Genomic DNA, 15440 nt, shown 5'->3' with positions numbered 1-15440 from the left:
TGCGAACTACCTTTGCTAACCTTGAGCGTTATATTTGCAGATCATCAGCCGGTGCGCGCATGACGTTCATGCCAGTCGCGCATGTGCGGAAGGATCAGCTATGGATCATCTAAACAGCGCCACGCTGACGGTCGTTCCGTTCTGCCTCATGATGCTGCTGGGATCGGCCGCGAAAGGTGAGCCGGCAGCTGACGACCGGCTCGCTCCGCGAGATACGGTCGAGATAAGTGTTTCCGGATCGCACACCTTGCCTGGTGGCGTCGAGGCGGCAACCCTGAACGACACCTTCACGATCGGGACAGGGGGGACGCTCGAACTTCCGGAGATCGGACACCTGCCCGCGGCAGGTTTACGTGAGAGTGAACTGGCGAAGCGCATAGCCGATCGCTTGCAGGCCAGAAGCGGCAGCGATCAACGTCCGGTCACAACCGTCAAACGACGAGCAGCGGCGCCCCGAGTGCTATCATCGCGGGCGACCACGCCGGCCAGGGAATCTCCGCCTGCAGCGCGGCCGCGCATAGCCGTGCCGGCGGCGACGCAGCAACTGCAAGCCCTGGAATTCGAACAGTCCACGGTCGACGCCTTGCTTGGTGACCTGGCGGGCGCACGCATAGAGCTTGAAAAGGCTCGCGGAGAGGCGCGTGTAGCGCGTCAGGCAGCGCGCGACGCCTCGATACGGCACAATCGCCGCCTCGTTGCCGAGCGCCAACGCGTTGCCACCGTAACCCAGGAACTCAATGCCGCGCGGGCCGATCTCGAGGCCATGAAGGTTCGGCTGGCGCACGAAGCGAACGCGGCGCGAGACTGGGACACCGCGGTGGCCACGGTCAACGAGGCCCGTGAATTGGTCGCGCGCGATCGCGCCAAGCGCGCCGAGTTGGAGAAGAAGCTCATCGCGGCGCGCAAGGAGATCGACGCGATCAAGAACGGCGCGCTGCTGGCTGGCGGTCAGCGTGAGGACGGTCTCCGCCGCGATTTGGCATTGGCCAGAGGCGACCTTGACGCGGCGCGGCGTGAAGTCGACGACGCTGGCGCGCGGGCCCGAAAGGTTGCCGCCATGGCGGCTGGACAAGAACGAGCTCTTGAAGAAGCGCGTCGGAGAGCCGAAGGGTTCGGGCGCGACCTGACGACCCTGCGGCGCGAAATCGAACGACTGAAGATCGAGGCGGCTGGAACAAACCGTTCAAAGGCTGCGGCGCTCAGGGCGCGCCATGCGGCGGAGGCGTCGCTGGCAGATGCCAGGCGGGCGCTGGATGAAGAGCGGCGCAAGGTTGGAGCCTACGAAGGCGATCTCGCCGCGGCCCGCCAGTCGATCGCCACCCTGGAGGACCGCGCCAGGCTGGCGGCGGAGGAGCAGGCCGGCGCGGTCGAGGCTCGAAAGATTGCCGAGGCTGCGGCAATGCGGGCCGAAGAAGCGCTTGCATTGGAACGCGACAAGGGAAGATCGCTGGCGCGCGGTGTCGACACGGCTGCGCTCAACGGGCGCAATGCTGCGCAGGCGTCGCTGGTCGATGCCAGGCGGGCGCTGAATGAAGAGCGGCGCAAGGTCGGGGCCTACGAAGGCGATCTTGCCGCGGCTCGCCAATCGATCGCCGCCCTGGAGGCCCGGGCCAAGCTGGCGGCGGCGGAGCAGGCCGCCGCGGTCGAGGCTCGAAAGATTGCCGAAGCTGCGGCAATGCGGGCCGGGGAAGCGCTTGCATTGGAACGCGATAAGGCAAGATCGCTCGCCCGCGAACTCGACGCTGCTCGCCAAGAACGCAACGCGGCAAAGGAGGAATTGGCTCGGAGCTCGGCGGCGCGGAGCGAGGCGCTCGCAGACGAGCGCGAACGGTCGAATGGCCGCGGCCTTTCGGTGGAGCGCAAGGAAGTCGACCTTCCCAAGGGCAAGGCGCAGCGCTCCACCGCAAGCATCGAGCGCAAACGGAACTTGCGCGACGGCAACCACGCCAATGAACGCGCCAAGCCCGTTGCGCGGAAGCGTGCCGGATCGGCCGGTGGAGGCGGGTCGCTGGATTTTCGCAAGGTTGAGGTCGGCAAGCCGACACCCTCGGTTCGATCGATGACGGTTCTGCTGCCGGACGCGCTGCTGCCCAGACGACCGCCAATGCGCGGCCGCTGGTAGAGAAGGTGGAATGCATTTTTGAGAAGCCTGAAGATGAGGAACCCGGTGATGCGCAAGCACCTAGCTGCCACATTCCTGATCGCGGTCACGATCGGGCCCGCGTCGGCTCTTGCCTTAGGCCTTAGCGCCAAGGTCGGGCCGGTTGGCGTCAGCGCTGCGGTGGGGATCGGCAAAAGTGGCGCCTCGGCGGGGGTCGGCGCGGACGTCGACGGAGTCGGTGGGGTAAAAGGCAGCACCTCGGTCGGCGAGGGAGGATCCAGCGTCGGGGTCGGAGGCAATCTCGGCGGTACGAGCGGCGGCATCTCGGTCGGCTCTGGGTCGAAAGCCGGGTCATCAGCAACGGGGTCCGGGGCTGCTTCAGGCGGTTCGTCCGCGGGCTCCGGGACCCGGTCCTCCACCGGTGGCGCGATGGCGGGCTCGCAGTCACCCAGGGCTGGCGGTGCCAACACGATCACCCGCATTGCGCCGGCGAAGAACGCACGGGCATCCATTGCATTGCCGCGCATCCTTTGGCCGTTCAAGAAGAAGCGCGCCGGGCACGAGCGAGGTGAATGGGGCTACCCCGTACGCCTCCCGTTGGCGCTTGCAGCGGTTCCGGGGACCCCAAGCACCGTCGTTCGCGCCTGCCGGAAGGCGATTGCGTCGGCGGCGTCGCCGCTTGGCGCCGTGCGTGTCAATGCGGTAAGCGCCGGTTCGCTGATTCGGCATCGCAACGGTGCGATGACCGCCCCGCTCGCGGTCAGCATAGACTACACAGATCGAGCCGGCACCCAGGTCCGCCAGGCGCGAATCAGGTGTCGCCTCGATTCGTCCGGCAGGGTCATTGGGGTGATCTAAGCGCTCCACCCCCCCCCCGCCGCCTGCCCGGCCGGCCTTCCGGCCAGCCGGGCAGGCAAGGTCACGCGTTCAGCGATTTTGCGAATGGCATGACGCGGATCCGGTTGCCGAGCGCTTTGTACGCGGCGTTGGCAACGGCAGGGCCGATCGGCGGTACGCCGGGCTCGCCGATACCCGAGGGCGGGTTGGCGGAGGCGACGATGTGGACCTCGACCGCCGGCATCGCATCGATCCTCAGCGGCGTGTAGAGGTCGAAATTGCCCTGGTCGACCTGGCCGTCGGTCAGCGAGATCTCCTCGCCGAGAATGGCGCTCAGCCCGAAGCCGATGCCGCCCTCGACCTGGGCGCGGACCTGATCCGGATTGACCGCCAGGCCGCAATCGACGGCGGCGACAACCCGTTCGACCTTGATCTGGCCGTTGCCGTCGGTCGAAACCTCGGCGATCTCGGCCACCACCGAGCCGAAGCTCTCGGCGAGGGCAACGCCACGGAAACGGCCTTCCGGCAGGGGCTTCTGCCATCCTGCCTTTTCCGCCGCCAGCTTGAGGACGGTCGCATGGCGCGAGTCCGGTTCGAGCATCGAGAGACGGAATTCGACCGGATCGCGTCCCGCCGCCTCGGCGACTTCATCGAGGAAGGTTTCTGCGGCAAACGCGGTGTGCGTCGAGCCGACCGAGCGCCACCATAGAACCGGAACGCCGACCTCCGTGCTCGTCAGGCCGACCGCCTGGTTGGGAATGGCGTAGGGCAGATTGCTTGCCCCCTCGACGGAGGTCGGGTCGACGCCGTTCTTGACCATGCCCTCGAAGGCCGTGTTTGCGACGATGGATTGGCCGACGATGTGATCGGTCCAGGCCACGAGTTTTCCACCGTCGTCGATGCCGGCCTTGAGGCTGTGGACATAGGCGGGTCGATAGCGGCCGCCCCGCATATCGTCCTCACGCGTCCATTGCAGCTTTACCGGCGCACGGAAACCGATGGCCTTGGCAACGTGTACGGCCTCGACGACAACGTCACCGTCGAACACGGCCCGCCGGCCAAAGCTGCCGCCGGTCTTCATGACGTGGAGGCGCACCTTCTCAGGCGCGACCCCGGCCACATCGCCGGCGAGTTTCTGGTAGACGTCCGTGAACTGGTGCCCGCCCCAAATCTCCAGCGTGCCGTCGTCGTTCATGCGTGCGACCGCGTTCAGCGGTTCCATCGCCGCATGCGCCAGATAGGGGAACTCGAAGCTCGCCTCGATCACCTTGGCGGCCTTGGCAAATTCCGCCTCGGCGTCGCCGTCCTTGCGCGCGACCGCCGCCGGCGGCTTCTTCACGAGGTCGCGGTACATGGATAGGATCTGCTGCGTTCCACGCTTTTCCGCGCCCGCCTCGTCCCACTCGACGGTGACCGCCTCGCGCCCCTTGATCGCCGCCCACATGTGCTCACCGACGACAGCGATGCCGCGCGGCGTTTCGACCACGTCCACCACGTCCTTGACGGCGCGCGCAGCCGAGGCATCGAAGGACTTCGCCTTGGCGCCGAAGAGCGGCGGATGGATCATAACCGCGGTCAGCATGCCGGGAAGCTTGACGTCGATCGTGTACTGCTCCGTGCCGTTTGCCTTGCGGGCGCTGTCGAAGCGCTTGAGCTCCGGATTGCCGATCAGCTTCCAGTCGTTCGGCTGCTTCAGCTTCACCTCGGCCGGCACCGGCAGCGTCGCGGCCCTGGCGGCAAAGTCGCCGAAGCCGCCGCTCTTGCCCGAGGGATGGGAAAGCACGCCCTTTTCGACGGTGATCTCCGCCGCCTCGACGTTCCATTCGGAGGCTGCCGCGGCGACCAGCATGGCGCGGGCCGCCGCGCCCGCCTTGCGGTAGCGTTCCCATGAAGTGACCATGGAGGTCGAGCCGCCCGTGCCCTGCATGGCGCCACCGAAGGCGATATTGCCATAGGCCGGTAGATTGCCGGCAGCGCCCGTCACGTCGATCGTCGACCAGTCGGCGTCGAGTTCCTCGGCCACCAGCGTGGCAATGCCGTTATAGGAGCCTTGCCCCATCTCGAACTGCGAGGAAAGGACTGTCACCTTCCCGTCTCCGTCGATCGTGACATAGGGGGAAAAGGCATGCGCACCCGCCTCAGGCGTCTCGCTCGCCGCGGCCGGCGACGCGGAGAGCAGGCGGAAACCGATGGCGAGGCCGGTGCCGGTCGCCAGCGCGCCGATCAGGAATTGCCGACGCGAAGCCTCGACCCGGGCGGCGGGGAGGGCAAGCGATTGCATCAGTTTCGGTAGCATGCTCAGCCCTCCAGACGCTTTGCGGCTTCGTGAATGCCGGCACGGATTCGGTGGTAGGTGGCGCAACGACAGAGATTGCCCGACATGGCGGCGTCGATATCCTCGTCGCTGGGCTTCGGGTTGTTGACCAGGAGGTCCGTCGCCGACATGATCTGGCCCGACTGGCAGTAGCCGCATTGGGGGACGTCGAGATCGGCCCAGATGGCCTGGACCGCTTCTGCGACCTTGCCCTGCAGGCCCTCGATGGTGGTGACCTTCGCGCCTTCGATGTCGCCGATGAACGTCTGACAGGACCGTACCGGCGAACCGTCGACATAGACGGTGCAGGCGCCGCATTGGGCCACGCCGCAGCCGAATTTCGTGCCCGTCAGCCCTACAAGATCGCGGATCACCCAAAGAAGCGGCATATCCGCCTCGGCGTCGACCGAATGCTCGACGCCGTTGATCGTCACAATTGCCATGGTGTTCTCCTCGCGTTGAGGCGCGGGGCCGGGCAGGTGCACTCCCCACGCGCCGCAGCCATTCGCCAGGCCGCGGTCGCAACTTAAGAGACCGTCTTGCCGTCCGGTAGGTTCGATCCTGTCGGATTGTTGCCTGTTCCTGTCGATCTGACGGAATTGTGATCATCGGTAGCCTGCTGCGACGGCTGCGCTATCCGATGGAATCGCCTTTGGCCGCGTCGTTCGAGTTCAGGATCGCCTTGATGTCGCGCAGCGGCGGATGGCCGAAGGCGCGCCGATATTCGCGGCTGAACTGGGTCGGGCTTTCATAGCCGACGCGCAGCGCCGCGGTCGCCGCGTCGAGCGATTGCGACAGCATCAGTTCCCCCGCGTGGTGCAGGCGCAGGTGTTTCTGGAACTGCAACGGGCTCATGGCGGTCATGGCGCGGAAATGATGGTGCAGGGTCGAGACCCCCATGTTGGCGATTTCCGCCAGTTCTTCGACCCGCAGCGGCCGGGTGTAGTTCTCTTTCAGCCAGGCGACCGCCCTGGCGACGCGGTTGCTGTTGGTGCCGGCAAGCGCGAAGCGCCTGAGCCGTGCGCCCTGCTCGCCGGTGAGCAGCCGGTAGAGGATCTCGTTGTGGATGTGATTTGCCAGAAACGGGATGTCGCCCGGCGCATTCGCCAGCGAAATCAGCCTGAGAAAGGCGTCGAACAATAGAGGTGTCGCGGCGCCGACGGCGACGCCGACGAGATCGCGTTCGGGGGTGTCCGTGGGATGCAGGTCGTGGTCGGCGATGATCCGCCGCAGCTTTTCGAGATCGAGCCGGAGCGACGCCGCCACATAGGGCTCGTCGAGGCTCGCCTCGCAGATCTGGCCGGTCGCCGGCAGGCCGAGGGCCGTCAGGAAAAAGCAGGACTCATCGTAGACGAGCGTCTGGCTGCCGACATGGACGCGTTTGCTTCCCTGGATGATAAGGGACAGGCTCGGTTCATAGACGGCGGAAAAGGGGCCAGCCGGCTCGACGACGCGATAGAGCGAAAGTCCGGGTACGGCGTGGCCGTAGCGCAGGCCGTCCCATGGCAGTTGCGCCAGTTCGTCGAGGATGCGCGCGCGAAGCGGCGCAGTTTCCTCGCGCAGGCGCTGTCGCTGGCTTATGGCCTCGCTCATCGTCATGGCTTCACCTCTTCTGTCGGCCACTGTCAATTCATTTATTTATCACATTCTTTTGAAGTTGGCAGGATTAGGCAACTGGTCCGTGCGCCCTCTTCTTCGTCACGCGGGCTGATATACTCATTGACTCATCATACCAGCTCGTCTATCGCTTCCGTTCAACGACATTCGGGAGATCCAGATGACTTCGATTGCCTTGTTGGGCGCCGGCGGCAAGATGGGCTGCCGGCTGGCCAAGAACCTAATGGGCTCGCGCTTCGACGTTCGCCATGTCGAGGTGAGCGAGATCGGCAAAGCGCGCCTCGCAAAGGAGCTGGGGCTCGAGACGGTCTCCCTCGACACCGCGCTCGACGGTGCGGAGGTCGTGATCCTTGCAGTGCCGGACACGGCGATCGGCAAGGTGGCAACCGGCATTGTCGACAGGCTGAAACCCGGCACGATGGTAGTCGTTCTCGACGCGGCTGCGCCCTTTGCCGGTCACCTGCCGCGGCGCGACGACCTCACCTATTTCGTCACCCATCCCTGCCACCCGCCGATCTTCAACGACGAGACGGAGCTGGCCGCGCGCAAGGATCATTTCGGCGGCATCGCCGCCAAGCAGCACATCGTCTCGGCGCTGATGCAGGGACCGGAGGCGGACTACGCCAAGGGCGAGGAGATCGCCAAGCTCATCTGGGCGCCGGTCATGCGCTCGCACCGGGTGACGGTCGAGCAGATGGCGCTTCTCGAGCCCGGCCTGTCGGAGACGGTCTGCGCCTCGCTGCTCGTCGTCATGCGCGAGGCGATGGACGAATGCGTCGCCCGCGGCGTGCCGAGGCAAGCGGCGCGCGATTTCCTGCTCGGCCACATGAATGTGCTCGGCGCGGTGATCTTCGAAGAGGTCGAGGGCGTCTTCTCGGACGCCTGCAACAAGGCGATCGAGTTCGGCAAGCCGATGCTGATGCGCGACGACTGGAAGCGCGTCTTCGAGCCGCAGGAAATCGCCGACAGCATTCGCCGCATCACCTGATCCACGAAAGCCGGAGGGCATGGGGCAACTCCGGCCGTTTCTCAACCTGGGAGGAGAGAACAGATGAAACTGACACGCAGAATGACCGTGGCCGCCTTCGCGGCCTTCCTGGCGGCCGGCTCCGCCATCCCCGCCTACGCGGCGGACCTGATTGCCATCATTACGCCGTCGCATGACAACCCGTTTTTCAAGGCCGAGGCGGTCGGCGCCGAGGCCAAGGCCAAGGAACTCGGCTACGAGACGCTCGTTCTCGTACATGACGACGACGCCAACAAGCAGTCGCAGCTGGTCGACACGGCGATCGGCCGCGGCGCCAAGGCGATCATCCTCGACAATGCCGGCTCGGAAGCCTCGATCGCCGCCGTGCAGAAGGCCAAGGATGCCGGCGTGCCGTCCTTCCTGATCGACCGGGAAATCAACGCCACCGGCGTCGCCGTCTCGCAGATCGTCTCCAACAACTACCAGGGTGCCCAGCTCGGCGCCGAGGAATTCGTCAAGCTGATGGGCGAGACCGGCAACTATGTCGAACTGCTCGGCCGCGAATCCGATCTCAATGCCGGCATCCGCTCGAAGGGTTATCACGACGTCATCGACGAATTTCCCGAGCTGAAGATGGTGGCGCAGCAGTCGGCCAACTGGAGCCAGACCGAGGCCTACAGCAAGATGGAGACGATCCTGCAGGCCAACCCCGACATCAAGGGCGTCATCTCCGGCAACGACACGATGGCCATGGGCGCGATCGCCGCGCTGCAGGCGGCCGGCCGCAAGGACGTCATCGTCGTCGGCTTCGACGGCTCCAACGACGTGCGCGACTCGATCAAGTCCGGCGGCATCAAGGCGACCGTACTGCAGCCCGCCTATGCCCAGGCGCAGATGGCCGTCCACCAGGCGCATGACTTCATCACCACCGGCAAGAAGCCGGCGGAAGAAAAGCAATTGATGGATTGCGTGCTGATCAACAGCGAAAACGCCGACCAGCTCGAGACCTTCGCGCTCACCAACTGATCGTCGTCTTGGCGCGCGATGGCGACAGCCTCGCGCGCCGGCATTCCCCGTGGAGAAGATTTCGATGCCAGGTATGAGGGGCGCGTCCGTCATTGTCCTTGTGGCGATGATGGCGCTCGCGGGCTGCAAGATCATCAAGACGCCGACGGCGGAGGAAGCGGCGCAATCCGCCGCCGGCGGCTTCGATCCGGATCGCATGGTCGGCGAGATCTGGGACAGCAAGGTCGTGCCCTATCTCGACAAGAAGGCGGGGCCGTTCTCCGAGGTCGCCTCTCTGGCGGCAAGCAATCCGGAAGCGGCCGGCGCCAAATACGGCCACAAGGAGAAGCAGGGCAGCGCGCCCTGGACTTTCGCGGCGCGCCTTTCCGGCACCATCGTCAAGGCCGAGACGAAGTCGCGCTCGGCCTATGTCGAGGTCGATGCCGATGGCGACGGCACGGCGGACGCGCGTGTGCAGATCGGCCCGGCAATCCGCGGCACGGCGATCCGCGACAGCCTCGACTTCGTGAACTTCAACGAATTCAAGAACCAGATCGAGTGGGCCCAATACGGCAAGGCCTTCAACACCCATGTGAACGGCCTGGTGCTCGAAAAACTGTCGCGCGACCAGCTCGTCGGCAAGAAGGTCGACGCGGTCGGCGCCTATCCCGAGCCCGCCAAGGGGCAGTTGCCGCTCTTCGTGCCGGTTGAGTTGACGGTGGGCGGATGACCATGCAGCCGGCTCAAGACGACGATTGCGTGCTGCGCCTCGAGGACGTCACCAAGGTCTATTCCGGCATCGTCGCCGTGCGCCACGCCAATCTGGCGCTCAGGCGCGGGGCCGTGAACGTGCTTGTCGGCGAGAACGGCGCTGGCAAGTCGACGTTGATGCGCATCATCGCCGGCGTCGAGAAGCCGTCGCTCGGCCGCATTCTGCTCGATGGCAAGGAGGTCGAGTTCCACTCGCCGGCCGACGCCCAGCGCCACGGCATCGGCATGGTCTTCCAGGAGCTCAATCTCTTCGGCAATCTCTCCGTCGCCGAGAACATCTTCGCGACCCGGGAAGTGACCCGGGGCCTGCGCGGCATCGACCATCGCGCCCAGATCGACAAGGCCAATCATTTCCTCGACAGGCTGGATGCCGGCATCGACGCCGAGACCCTTGTCGAGGACCTGCCGATCGGCCAGCAGCAACTGGTGGAAATCGCCAAGGCGATCTCGCTCGACACCCGCATCCTCATCCTCGACGAGCCGACCTCGGCGCTTTCTGCCGCGGAAGTCGACGTGCTCTTCAAGGTCATCCGGGAACTGAAGGCGCAAGGGGTGGCGATCGTCTATATCTCGCATCGGCTAGAAGAGCTGATGCGGATCGGCGACTACATCACCGTGCTGCGCGACGGCCAGATCACCGGCCACGCCACGGTCAGGGACATCGACACCAAGTGGATCGTCCGCTCGATGATCGGTTCGGATGCCAAGGATTTCGCCAAGTCGGTCGACCATCGCCTTGGTGAAGAGGTTTTCCGCGCCGAGGACATCTGCCTGCCGCGGCGCACCGGCGGGCTTGCCGTCGACCATATGTCGATCTCGGTGCGCGCCGGCGAGGTGCTCGGCATTTACGGGCTGATGGGGGCCGGGCGAAGCGAGTTCTTCGAGAGCGTCATCGGTCAGCATCCCCATTCGACCGGCCGCGTCCATGTCGGCGGCGTCGAGGTCTCGGCCTGCGATACCTCCGACCGCATCCAGCGGGGCCTGGCGTTGATCCCCGAGGACCGCCAGCGCGAGGGATTGGTGCAGGCGCTGTCGATTGCCAGCAACCTGACGCTGGCGAGCCTGGAGCGCTTCCTGCGTTTCGGCTTCCACATCGTCGGCGAGAGGGAACAGGCGGCGATCAAGGCGGCGATCCGCGATCTCTCGATCAAGGCGCCGAACCCGGATTTCGAGGTGACGTCGATGTCGGGCGGCAATCAGCAGAAGGTCGTCATCGGCAAGGCGCTGATGACCCGGCCGAAGGTGCTTTTGATGGACGAGCCGAGCCGCGGCATCGACGTCGGCGCCAAGGCCGACGTCTTCCGCACCATGCGGCGGCTGGCCGGCGAGGGGCTGGCGATCCTGTTTTCCACCTCCGACCTCGAAGAGGTGATGGCGCTCTCCGACCGCATCGCCGTCATGAGCAACGGACGGCTGGTCACCGTCATCGACCGCACTGACGCGACGGAAGAGATGATCGTGAAGGCTTCGGCCGAAGGCCACAAGACGACAAGGGAACACGCCTGATGACGACGGCAACGACGACCACCAACGCCGCGGAAGCTTCGAACGGTTCGCTGCTCCTGACCCTGATGAAGCTCAGGACCTTCATTGCGCTCTTTGCTGTGATCGCCTTCTTCTCGGTTTTTGCACCGAACTTCCTGTCGACCGCCAACCTCATCCTGATGTCGAAGCATGTGGCGCTCAACGCCTTCCTCGCCATGGGCATGACCTTCGTGATTATCACCGGCGGTATCGACCTCTCGGTCGGCTCGATCGTCGGGCTCTGCGGCATGGTGGCCGGCGGCCTGATCCTCAACGGCATCGACCTGCAGTTCGGCTACACGGTCTATTTCAACGTCTTCGAAGTCTGCCTCATCACGCTCGCCGTCGGCATCGTGATCGGTGCGGTCAACGGCCTGTTGATCACCAAGCTGAACGTGGCGCCGTTCATCGCGACGCTCGGCACACTCTATGTGGCGCGCGGCTTCGCGCTGCTGTCCTCGGACGGCCAGACTTTCCCGAACCTCGTCGGCAAGCCGGAACTGTCGACGACCGGCTTCGCCTTCCTCGGCTCCGGCCGGCTTCTCGGCCTGCCGGTGTCGATCTGGATGCTGATCGTCGTGGCGCTTGCAGCCGCCTATGTCGCCAAGTGTACGCCGATCGGCCGCCATGTCTTCGCGGTCGGCGGCAATGAGCGGGCGGCGCGCATGTCCGGCATCCGCGTCGATCGGGTGAAGATGTTCGTCTACATGTTCTCCGGCTTCTGCGCGGCGATCGTCGGCCTGGTGATCTCGTCGGAACTGATGGCCTCGCACCCGGCGACGGGCAATTCTTTCGAGCTCAATGCCATCGCCGCGGCAGTGCTCGGCGGCACATCGATGTCCGGCGGCCGCGGCACGATCGGCGGCACGATCATCGGCGCCTTCGTCATCGGCATACTTTCCGACGGTCTCGTCATGATGGGAATCTCGTCCTTCTGGCAGATGGTCATCAAGGGCATTGTGATCATCGTGGCCGTGGTGGTGGACCAGGCGCAACGCCGCTTGCAGCAGCAGGTCACGCTGATGCAGCTTGCAAAGAAAGGTTGAAGGAAAGACCCCTCCCCACAAGGGGGAGGGGCTTCCAGGCGGCACCATCTTGCCCAATGCCGGCGTTTCTGCGCGGGGCAACGCTCCAAGTCCCAGGAGGAGGGTGCGGCACTGTAGCCCCTCCCCCATGTGGGGAGGGGTTGGGGAGGGGTCCTTGAGTCAAGAGTTGAGAGGTCTTGGAGTCGCAACGGTTGGGAGGCTTTAAGTTGGCAGGGTTGGGAGGCCCTTGGGTTTGAAGGAAAAGGCAATATGGCAGTTCTGAAGGGCGCTCTGATCGGTTGCGGCTTCTTCGCGGTCAACCAGATGCATGGCTGGCGCGACGCCGAAGGGGCGCGTATCGTCGCCATCTGCGATCGCGATCCGGCACGGCTTCGGGCGGTCGGCGACGAATTTGGCATCACGCGCCGGTATACCTCGGCCGAGGACCTGTTTGCCGATGGCGGTTTTGATTTCGTCGATATCGCGACGACCGTCAAAAGCCACCGCTCGCTCGTGGAACTCGCCGCGCACAATGGCATTCCGACGATCTGTCAAAAGCCGATCGCCCCGACGATGGAGGACGCCAAGGCGATGGTCGCCGCCTGCGCGGCGGTGGGCGTTCCGTTGATGGTGCACGAGAATTTCCGCTGGCAGTCGCCGATCCGGGCTGCAAAGGCAGTGATCGACAGCGGCGCGATCGGCGAGGTGTTCTGGGGCCGGGTAAGCTTCCGCTCGGCCTATGACGTCTATTCCGGCCAGCCTTATCTCGCGACCGGCAAGCGCTTCATCATAGAAGACCTCGGCATCCACGCGCTCGACATCGCGCGCTATCTCTTCGGCGACGCGACGTCGGTGACCGCCCGCACCCGCCGGGTCAACCCGAGAATCGTCGGCGAGGACGTCGCGACCGTGCTGCTCGACCATCGCGGCGGCATCACGTCGATTGTCGATTGCAGCTATGCGACCCGGTTGCCGGTCGAGGCCTTCCCCGAAACTTTGCTGGAAGTGGACGGCAGCAAAGGCACGCTGCGGCTTTCGCAAGACTATCGTCTTCAGGTTCACTCGCGAGAGGGTACGGTGACGAAGGATGTCGCGCCGCGTCTTCTTCCTTGGGCATCGCCGCCCTGGCACAACATCCAGGAGAGCGTCAGCCTTATCCAGCAGCATTGGGTCGACTGTCTGCGCACCGGCCGCGAGCCGGACACGTCCGGCAGGGACAATCTCAAGACCTTCGCTCTTGTCGAGGCCTCCTACCGCAGCGCCGCGAAGGTCAAGACCGTGCCGGTCGAGGAATTTTTCCGGTGACGGCCTCGCGCGCCTTTCTCCTTTTCGGCACCGAGGAGAGGCAGCCGGAAACACGCCGCCTCGAAGCCGGTCGCCTCAGTGCCGAACTCGTCGGCGGCAATCTGCGGACGATCCGCTTTTCCGGCAGGGAAGTGCTGCGGGCGATTTCCTTTCTGGTGCGCGACCGGGACTGGGGAACATGCGCGGCCGCAATCACCGATTTGACCGTCGAAGAGGAAGAGGCGGCGACGATCGTCCGATACAATGCCCGGTTCCGGGCGCCGGACGGGGCGATCCTCGAGTGCCGGTCCACGATCGAGGTCTTCCCCGACGCCCTGATCTTCGATGCGCGCTTCACGCCGGATCGCGATTTCGAAACGGCGCGCACCGGCTTTGCGATCCTGCATCCTACCGTCGGCCTGGTAGGCCGGCCAGTCACGGTCGAGCATGGCGACGGTTCGATCGAGCGATCGGTTTTCCCCGATCTGATCGAGCCCTGGCAGCCGTTCAAGGATATCGCCGCGATCACCCATGAGGTCATGCCCGGGGTCAAGGCCGAGTGCCGCATGGCCGGCGACATCTTCGAGATGGAGGACCAGCGCAACTGGACCGACGGTTCCTACAAGACCTATGTGCGGCCGCTGGCGCTACCCTGGCCCTACGTGCTGAAGGCCGGGGAGACCACTCATCAGGCCATCCGGCTATCAATCCGGCAGGTGGATGCGGCCCGCCCGACGGTCGACCGAGAGCCTGGCCCGATCGCAATTTCACTGAAGCGCGATCAAGGCACACTGCCGGCAATCGGCATCGGGCTCAGGCCCGACGAGGTCAGCGACGAACTGCTCGACGCCGGTCTTATCCGCGCGCTCGGTGCGCGGCATCTGATCTGCCACTTCGATCCGCAGGCCGGCCATGGCGCCGCCGCGCTGCGGCACTTCCGGCAAATGGCCGACACGTCCGGCGCCGCGGTGACGCTCGAGTGCTTCGTACCGTGCCGGCGTCCGCTCGGCGACGAATTGGACGAGGTCGCCCGGATGGTGGGCGACAGCGGGTTGAAGCTCGCAAGCCTCGCCGTGTCGCCGTCGGTCGACCGTCAATCGACGCCGCCGGGCAGCGTCTGGCCGGAATGCCCGCCGCTCGACGATGTCTATGCGGCTGCGCAAAGGGCCTTCCCGGGCGTGCCGCTGGGCGGCGGGATGTTCAGCTATTTCACCGAGCTCAACCGCAAGCGCGCGCCGGTCGATCGGCTCGCCTATGTGACCCATTGCACCAATCCGATCGTCCACGCCGCCGACGACCTGAGCGTCATGCAGACTTTCGAAGCGCTCCGCGACATCACCCGCTCCGTGCGGGCGATCTATGGCGACAAGCCCTATCGCATCGGCCCCTCGACCATCGCCATGCGCCAGAACCCCTATGGAAGCCGGACCAAGGACAATCCGTCGGGCAAGCGCATCGCCATGGCGAACCGCGATCCGCGGCACAATGCGCTCTTCGGCGCTGCCTGGACGCTCGCCTATGCAGCGACGGTGGCGGATGCGGATCTGGAAGTCCTGACGCTTTCGACACTTGCCGGGCCGTTCGGCCTGGTGGCCGGATCTGGCGAGCCCGTCAAGGAGGGCCAACCGAGGCCATTGTTCCACGTCTTGCGCTGGCTTGCCGAGCTGTCCGGCGGCAGCCGCATTGCCGTCGAGACAGCCGTGCCGGACCGGGTTGTTGGACTGGGCGCGGCTCTCGTAGAAACGTCAACCCTGCTGTTTGCCAATCTCACGCCCGATCTGCAGAAGGTGACGCTTGCCGGGCCGGCCAGGCGAAGGCTGACGCTTCTCGACGAAAACTGGTTGCGGGAAGGGGCAAAGGAGCCTGGGGCCAGCGCGCATGAAGCGGAAAGCGTCGTGCTGCCCGCCTATGCGGTTGCCCGCATTGATAGTCTGAGCGCTATTGAGTCATAGGCAATGGAAGCCGGCATGAGGCGCTGAGCGTGTACAATAAGCG

12 protein-coding genes are annotated in these 15440 nt (G+C 65.2%); 9 read left to right on the top strand and 3 right to left on the bottom strand.

Annotated features, from left to right (window positions below):
* Positions 1 to 100 precede the first annotated feature (100 nt).
* Positions 101 to 2122, top strand: coding sequence for a polysaccharide biosynthesis/export family protein (locus tag NGR_RS10635; protein ID WP_015888274.1), 2022 nt, complete (start codon positions 101 to 103; stop codon positions 2120 to 2122).
* Positions 2123 to 2170: 48 nt separating this feature from the next.
* Positions 2171 to 2959, top strand: coding sequence for a hypothetical protein (locus NGR_RS10630; protein ID WP_015888273.1), 789 nt, complete (start codon positions 2171 to 2173; stop codon positions 2957 to 2959).
* A gap of 61 nt (positions 2960 to 3020) precedes the next feature.
* On the opposite strand, the gene NGR_RS10625 is transcribed toward NGR_RS10630, so the two are convergent.
* From NGR_RS10625 to NGR_RS10615, 3 genes are all read right to left on the bottom strand, one after another.
* On the bottom strand, positions 3021 to 5234 hold the full coding sequence (locus NGR_RS10625; RefSeq protein WP_015888272.1) for a xanthine dehydrogenase family protein molybdopterin-binding subunit: 2214 nt from the start codon (positions 5232 to 5234) through the stop codon (positions 3021 to 3023).
* A 2-nt stretch (positions 5235 to 5236) separates the two neighbouring features.
* A complete protein-coding gene (locus tag NGR_RS10620) occupies positions 5237 to 5695 on the bottom strand; it encodes a (2Fe-2S)-binding protein (RefSeq protein ID WP_015888271.1) in 459 nt (152 codons plus the stop codon).
* Between the two features lie 190 nt (positions 5696 to 5885).
* Entirely contained in the window at positions 5886 to 6851 is a 966-nt protein-coding gene (locus tag NGR_RS10615) for an AraC family transcriptional regulator (protein ID WP_015888270.1), read from the bottom strand.
* 178 nt (positions 6852 to 7029) lie between these two features.
* Here NGR_RS10615 and NGR_RS10610 point away from each other — a divergent pair, with 178 nt between their 5' ends.
* From NGR_RS10610 to apnL, 7 genes are all read left to right on the top strand, one after another.
* Positions 7030 to 7857 (top strand): phosphogluconate dehydrogenase C-terminal domain-containing protein, encoded by an 828-nt coding sequence (locus NGR_RS10610; RefSeq protein ID WP_015888269.1) that lies wholly within the window; start codon positions 7030 to 7032, stop codon positions 7855 to 7857.
* Positions 7858 to 7920: 63 nt separating this feature from the next.
* A complete protein-coding gene (locus NGR_RS10605; protein ID WP_015888268.1) occupies positions 7921 to 8862 on the top strand; it encodes a D-ribose ABC transporter substrate-binding protein in 942 nt (313 codons plus the stop codon).
* Between the two features lie 64 nt (positions 8863 to 8926).
* Positions 8927 to 9571 carry a DUF2291 family protein gene (locus tag NGR_RS10600; RefSeq protein ID WP_015888267.1) on the top strand — a complete coding sequence of 215 codons (645 nt, stop codon included), beginning with the start codon at positions 8927 to 8929 and terminating at the stop codon, positions 9569 to 9571.
* Positions 9568 to 11118 carry a sugar ABC transporter ATP-binding protein gene (locus NGR_RS10595; RefSeq protein WP_015888266.1) on the top strand — a complete coding sequence of 517 codons (1551 nt, stop codon included), beginning with the start codon at positions 9568 to 9570 and terminating at the stop codon, positions 11116 to 11118. The genes NGR_RS10600 and NGR_RS10595 overlap by 4 nt, the downstream gene beginning before the upstream one ends.
* The gene (locus NGR_RS10590) at positions 11118 to 12182 is read left to right on the top strand and encodes an ABC transporter permease (protein ID WP_015888265.1); all 1065 of its coding nucleotides are present in this window, start codon (positions 11118 to 11120) and stop codon (positions 12180 to 12182) included. The genes NGR_RS10595 and NGR_RS10590 overlap by 1 nt, the downstream gene beginning before the upstream one ends.
* A 249-nt stretch (positions 12183 to 12431) precedes the next feature.
* Positions 12432 to 13466 carry a Gfo/Idh/MocA family protein gene (locus NGR_RS10585; RefSeq protein WP_015888264.1) on the top strand — a complete coding sequence of 345 codons (1035 nt, stop codon included), beginning with the start codon at positions 12432 to 12434 and terminating at the stop codon, positions 13464 to 13466.
* Positions 13463 to 15397, top strand: a complete 1935-nt coding sequence (apnL, locus tag NGR_RS10580) for a D-apionate lactonase (protein WP_015888263.1) — start codon at positions 13463 to 13465, stop codon at positions 15395 to 15397. Before NGR_RS10585 ends, apnL begins: the two co-directional genes overlap by 4 nt.
* The last annotated feature ends 43 nt before the right edge of the window (positions 15398 to 15440 follow it).

It is taken from the genome of Sinorhizobium fredii NGR234, assembly GCF_000018545.1.
GTDB lineage: Bacteria > Pseudomonadota > Alphaproteobacteria > Rhizobiales > Rhizobiaceae > Sinorhizobium > Sinorhizobium fredii_A.
The sequence above is the reverse complement of the archived record's forward strand: the minus strand, read 5'-3'. Positions and strand labels throughout refer to the sequence as shown.

Bases quoted from the DNA above. Each gene is read 5' to 3' on its own strand.
- NGR_RS10610 (WP_015888269.1), top strand. From the start codon at position 7,030: ATGACTTCGATTGCCTTGTTGGGCGCCGGCGGCAAGATGGGCTGCCGG.
- NGR_RS10620 (WP_015888271.1), bottom strand. From the start codon at position 5,695: ATGGCAATTGTGACGATCAACGGCGTCGAGCATTCGGTCGACGCCGAG.
- NGR_RS10625 (WP_015888272.1), bottom strand. From the start codon at position 5,234: ATGCTACCGAAACTGATGCAATCGCTTGCCCTCCCCGCCGCCCGGGTC.
- NGR_RS10600 (WP_015888267.1), top strand. From the start codon at position 8,927: ATGCCAGGTATGAGGGGCGCGTCCGTCATTGTCCTTGTGGCGATGATG.
- NGR_RS10635 (WP_015888274.1), top strand. From the start codon at position 101: ATGGATCATCTAAACAGCGCCACGCTGACGGTCGTTCCGTTCTGCCTC.
- NGR_RS10630 (WP_015888273.1), top strand. From the start codon at position 2,171: ATGCGCAAGCACCTAGCTGCCACATTCCTGATCGCGGTCACGATCGGG.
- NGR_RS10615 (WP_015888270.1), bottom strand. From the start codon at position 6,851: ATGACGATGAGCGAGGCCATAAGCCAGCGACAGCGCCTGCGCGAGGAA.
- NGR_RS10605 (WP_015888268.1), top strand. From the start codon at position 7,921: ATGAAACTGACACGCAGAATGACCGTGGCCGCCTTCGCGGCCTTCCTG.
- NGR_RS10585 (WP_015888264.1), top strand. From the start codon at position 12,432: ATGGCAGTTCTGAAGGGCGCTCTGATCGGTTGCGGCTTCTTCGCGGTC.
- NGR_RS10590 (WP_015888265.1), top strand. From the start codon at position 11,118: ATGACGACGGCAACGACGACCACCAACGCCGCGGAAGCTTCGAACGGT.
- NGR_RS10595 (WP_015888266.1), top strand. From the start codon at position 9,568: ATGACCATGCAGCCGGCTCAAGACGACGATTGCGTGCTGCGCCTCGAG.